This is a genomic window from Thermoanaerobaculia bacterium (assembly GCA_035717485.1).
In the GTDB taxonomy this organism is placed as follows: Bacteria; Acidobacteriota; Thermoanaerobaculia; order UBA5066; family DATFVB01; genus DATFVB01.
Map to the genome: position 1 here is coordinate 1 of DASTIQ010000090.1, position 4,668 is coordinate 4,668.

The 4,668-nt window shown below is 70.2% G+C and carries 6 protein-coding genes; 3 read left to right on the top strand and 3 right to left on the bottom strand.

Annotated elements, in window-relative coordinates; translation table 11 throughout:
- Positions 1–331, bottom strand: a 331-nt coding sequence (locus VFS34_04725; protein HET9793745.1) for a GNAT family N-acetyltransferase, incomplete at its 3' end; no start/stop codon positions are given.
- Between the two features lie 123 nt (positions 332–454).
- On the opposite strand from VFS34_04725, the gene VFS34_04730 reads away from it, so the two are divergent.
- Both VFS34_04730 and VFS34_04735 read left to right on the top strand, forming a co-directional pair.
- Entirely contained in the window at positions 455–1,774 is a 1,320-nt protein-coding gene (locus VFS34_04730; protein HET9793746.1) for an amino acid permease, read from the top strand.
- Positions 1,771–2,856 (top strand): pyridoxal phosphate-dependent aminotransferase, encoded by a 1,086-nt coding sequence (locus tag VFS34_04735; GenBank protein HET9793747.1) that lies wholly within the window; start codon positions 1,771–1,773, stop codon positions 2,854–2,856. Before VFS34_04730 ends, VFS34_04735 begins: the two co-directional genes overlap by 4 nt.
- Positions 2,857–2,875: 19 nt before the next feature.
- Here the strand turns inward: VFS34_04735 and VFS34_04740 are convergent, their stop codons facing one another.
- Both VFS34_04740 and VFS34_04745 read right to left on the bottom strand, forming a co-directional pair.
- Positions 2,876–3,358 carry a DUF3617 family protein gene (locus VFS34_04740; GenBank protein ID HET9793748.1) on the bottom strand — a complete coding sequence of 161 codons (483 nt, stop codon included), beginning with the start codon at positions 3,356–3,358 and terminating at the stop codon, positions 2,876–2,878.
- A complete protein-coding gene (locus VFS34_04745) occupies positions 3,355–3,789 on the bottom strand; it encodes a DUF3617 family protein (GenBank protein HET9793749.1) in 435 nt (144 codons plus the stop codon). Before VFS34_04745 ends, VFS34_04740 begins: the two co-directional genes overlap by 4 nt.
- 99 nt (positions 3,790–3,888) lie before the next feature.
- Between VFS34_04745 and VFS34_04750 the strand changes: the two genes are divergently transcribed.
- Positions 3,889–4,668 (top strand): aminotransferase class I/II-fold pyridoxal phosphate-dependent enzyme (locus VFS34_04750; protein ID HET9793750.1); only part of this gene is annotated, 780 nt, incomplete at its 3' end.

Sequence of the window (4,668 nt, forward strand, 5' to 3'; positions counted from 1 at the left end):
CCCACGCGGGGTGAACGTAGAAAGCCCGGATGCGGGCGGCCTCCTTCGCGGGATCGAGGAGGTCGTCCGGAGCGTTCCCCTTCCAGCGATCTCCGCCGAAGAGCTTCCTCCGCCGGCTCCATCCTCCGGCGCCGGCCAGCCGCCCTTCGGCTTCCGCCGCGAAGTACGTTCCGTCGTCGATCAGCGCCGTGTCCACCCCGAAGATCTGGGAGATCGCGGCTTCGATCTGCTCCTCCGAATACCGGTCCGCCGAGAGCGCGCGCACGGAGAGAGGGATCAGCTCCCGCAGCGGAGCCACGTCGGACCGCACCGCGCGTCGCAGCGTGAACATGGGGAAATTCTAGCCGCGCGCCGGCTGCCGTCACGCCTCGTCGCGGAACGCGTTCGACGACTCTCGGCTCCGCATTCTTCCTGATAAAGTCCTTCCATCCGACCCACCTCTTCCAGGCTCGGGATCTTCGACGCGACGATGCTCGTGATGGGCGGCATCGTCGGCTCGGGCATTTTCATCAACCCCTACGTCGTCGCCCGGCAGGTCGGGACCCCGGTCCTGATCCTCGCCGCCTGGGCCCTCGGGGGGGTGATCGCGCTCGCCGGGGCGTTCATCTACGCCGAGCTCGCGACCCGGATGCCGGAGGTCGGGGGACAGTACGCGTACCTTCGCGAGGCATACCACCCGGCGGTCGCCTTCCTCTACGGGTGGGTGCTCCTCCTCGTCATCCAGACCGGCGGAATGGCAGCGGTCGCGGTGACGTTCGCCGCGTATTTCCGGGAGCTCGCCGGTCCCGCTCTCCCCGCCCCGGCGATCGCCGTCGCGGTGCTCGCCGCGCTCGCGATCGTGAATTGCCTCGGCGTCCGCACGGGGAGCTCGGTCCAGAGCACGCTGATGCTGCTCAAGATCCTCGCGATCGCGGCGCTGATCGCCGGCGGCGCATGGTTCCTCTTCGGCGCTTCGAGGAGCGCGGCCCCGCCCGTCGCGCCGGCCGGGACCACGCCCCTCGGCACGGTCCGGGCTCTCGCCGTCGCGATGGTCCCGGTCCTCTTCGCCTACGGCGGATGGCAGACCGCGAACTTCGTCGCCGGCGAGATCCGCGAGCCGCGGCGCAATCTCCCGCGAGCGCTGGTCCTCGGGGTCGTCGGCGTGATCGTCCTCTACCTCGGCGTCAACTACGTGTGCGTCGCGGTCCTGGGGCCCGCGGGGCTCGCCGCCACGACGACGCCCGCGTCGGCGGTGATGGAACGCGCGTTCGGCCGCCGGGGATCGCAGTGGATCGCCCTCGGGATCGCGATTTCCGCGCTCGGCTTCCTCTCCCAGTCGATTCTCACCGCGCCGCGCGTCTACTTCGCGATGGCGCGCGACGGGCTGTTCTTCCGATCGGTCGGCTGGATCGATCCGCGGCGCCGCGTTCCGACGGTCGCGATCCTCCTCCAGGCCGCCATGGCGATCGTGATCGCGCTCTCCGGACGGTACGATCAGATCCTGAGCTACGTGGTGTCGATGGATTTCCTCTTCTTCGGGCTCACGGCGACCTGCCTCTTCCGGTTCCGGCGCCGCGCCGCCGGGTCGGGGCAGGACTCCCGGCTTCCGCTTCTCGCGCGCGTCCCCGGACACCCCGTCACGACCGCGCTCTTCACCGTCGTGTCCTGGCTCGTCGTCGTCAGCACGATCGTCAAGTACCCCCGCGACACGGCCGTCGGGTTCGCGATCCTCGCGGCGGGAGTCCCCGTGTATCTCGTCTGGAGCCGCCGAAAACGGCGAGACGCCGCCCCGTGACGGGACGCCGCGACGCCGGCTCGCCCTACATGGAGTGGGCGAAGCTGCGCTCGCGCGCACGGTTCAACCTCGCGACGAGCGGCGTCGCCGACTATCCGCTCGCGCGCCTGGCGGTTTCGCTCGGCGATCTCGAGATCAACGGCCCCACCATCTACGGGTACGCGCCGCTCCAGGATCGCCTGTCGCGCAAGACCGGGGCGCCCCCGGAATCGGTCGTCGCCGCCACCGGAACGTCCCTCGCGAACCACCTGGCGCTCGCCGCTCTCTTCGAGCCCGGCGACGAGGTGCTGATCGAGCAGCCGACCTACGAGCTCCTCGTCTCGACGGCGGCGTATCTCGGCGCCTCGGTCCGGCGCTTCCGGCGCCGCCCGGAGCACGGCTTCGCGCTCGATCCGGAGGAAGTCGAGCGCGCGACGACTCCGGCCACCCGCCTGGTCGTCGTCACGAACCTCCACAACCCGTCGAGCGTCCGCGCCGACGACGCGGCGCTCTCGGAGATCGCCAGGATCGCGGCGCGCCGCGGGGCCGCGGTGCTCGTCGACGAGGTGTATCTCGAGACGTGTTTCGAAGGCGCCCGATCCGCCTTCTTTCTCGGAGACAACGTCGTCGCGACCGGCAGCCTGACGAAGGCCTACGGTCTCTCGGGGCTGCGCTGCGGCTGGATCCTCGCCCCGGCGGAGCTCGCGACGCGGATGTGGCGGATCAACGATCTCTATGCCGCCACACCCGCGCACCCGGCGGAGCTTCTTTCCGCCGCGGCGCTCGATCGCCTGCCGGAAATCGCCGCCGAGGCGCGGGCGCGGCTGGACCGCAATCGAAGGGCTCTCGAGGCGTTCCTCGACGGGCGCCCCGACCTCGAAGCGCCGCGGCCGCGCTGGGGAACGACGTCCTTCCCCCGTCTGCTCGCGGGATCGGTCGACGACCTCTGCGCGAAACTTCGCGACGAGTACGAGACGAGCGTCGTTCCGGGCGGGTTCTTCGACATGCCCGACCGGTTCCGGATCGGGATCGGCGGCGAGACGGCGGATCTCGAAGAGGGTCTCCGCCGCGTCGGCCGCGCGCTCGACGAGCTCGCGCGCTGACGCGACGCGGCTCTTCCGGCTACGGCGAGCAGTCTCCCGCGCGTATGGCGACCGTGTGCACGGTCATCGTCGCGGCGCCGTGCGAGCCGCCCGCCTTCCGGAGGCGGATCGTCAGCTCGAAGCGGTCGGCGCCGCGAGTAATCTCCCAGCTTCCTTTCGCGCCGTCCTTGCAGCTCATCGTCGAGCGGAGCCGGCCGGCGCTCTTGTTCGGACCGGTCGGGTCGCAGACTTCCTGCAGCCCAGGGAACATCTTCCGATAGTCCTCGAGATCGTCCGCGGCGTAGCAATGAGCGATCGCGGTCGGCGGCATCGACCGCGATCCGCCGTCTCGTTCCATCGTCGTCTCGGTCTTGACCTGGTAGCGGCCCGGACGGATCTTCTGCGCGCCCACGGCTCCCGGAAGGGAGACGATCGCGGCGACGGACAGGACGAGGACCGTTGCGCGGGCGGTTCCGGGGCCGGCCCCCCCGGCGAAGTCCTCGGCCGCCCGCTTCCCCGTCATTTCGAGCAGTCTCCCGTGCGGCGGGCGCTCGTGTGCATCTTCATCTTCATCGGACCGTGCGGCCCGCCGGGCGTTTCGAGGTTCATCGTCATCTCGTAGCCGTCGGCCGAAAAGGACATCTCCGCCGTCCCCTTCGCGCCCGACTTGCAGTTCATCGCGTAGGAGACGTGGCCGCCGCCCTCCTTCAGGTCGCTGATCTGGCAGTCGCGGTTGCGCCCCTGCCCCTCCTCGGCCATCTTCTTGTAATCCTTGACGTCCTGGTCGGTGTAGCAGTGCGTGATCGTCGTCGGCGGAATCTGCCGGTCGATTCCTTCCATCTTCATCTCGGTCTTGAGCTCGTACTGTCCCGGCCGAATCGCCCGATCGGCGGCGAAGGCGGGGAGCGAGACGAGCGCGGCCAGGGCGACGGCGGTGATCCGGGGAGATCGCATGTTTCCTCCTGTGTGAATGATGCGGATGGCGGGAAGTCTATCGCGGCGCCGCGATGGCGCCAAGGCCGACGCGATAAGCTTCGCGCCAGGAGAACCACGATGGACGAAGAGATCACGCGCCGCCGACTGGCGGGAGGCATCGGGGCCGCGCTCGGCATTTCCTGGATCGGTCCGCTCGCCGCGGCATCGCGCCCGGCGCCGGCGCCCGCCGCCGGGGGTCCCATCCGGCTCTCGGCGAACGAAAACCCGTACGGTCCGCCGCCGGCCGCGCGGGAGGCGATCGCCCGCTCCGCGGCGATCGGACACCGGTACCCGGACGAGCTGGCCGACGAGGTTCGCGACGCGATCGCCGGCAAGCATGGCGTCTCGCGCGACGGCGTCCTCCTCGGCTGCGGGTCCTCTCAGATCCTCCAGATGGCCGACGCCGCGTTCCTCGGCCCCGGCCGGAAGGTCGTGGCCGCGGAACCGACGTTCGAAGCGGTCCTCGCGTACGCCGCGGTCCTCCACGCGGAACCCGTGAAGATCCCGGAGACGCCTTCGTTCCGGCACGATCTCGACCGCATGGCGGCGGCATGCGACAGCGCCACCGGGCTCGTCTACGTCTGCAACCCGAACAACCCGACGGGGACCGTCGTGGGCGGAGACGAGCTCTCCCGTTTCTTCGGCCGGGTGCCGAAGAGCACGACGGTGCTCGTCGACGAGGCGTACCACGATTTCGTCGAGGACGCCGGTTACCGCACCGCACTCGAGCTCCTCCCCCGATTCCCGAACGTCGTCGTCGCCCGGACCTTCTCGAAGATCTACGGCCTGGCCGGAATGCGCCTGGGGTACGCCGTCGGCTCGCCGGAGACGATCCGGCGTCTCGGCGAATTCGCCTCC

Coding starts and splice junctions, on each gene's coding strand:
- VFS34_04740 (HET9793748.1), bottom strand. CDS start 3,358: ATGACGGGGAAGCGGGCGGCCGAGGACTTCGCCGGGGGGGCCGGCCCC.
- VFS34_04745 (HET9793749.1), bottom strand. CDS start 3,789: ATGCGATCTCCCCGGATCACCGCCGTCGCCCTGGCCGCGCTCGTCTCG.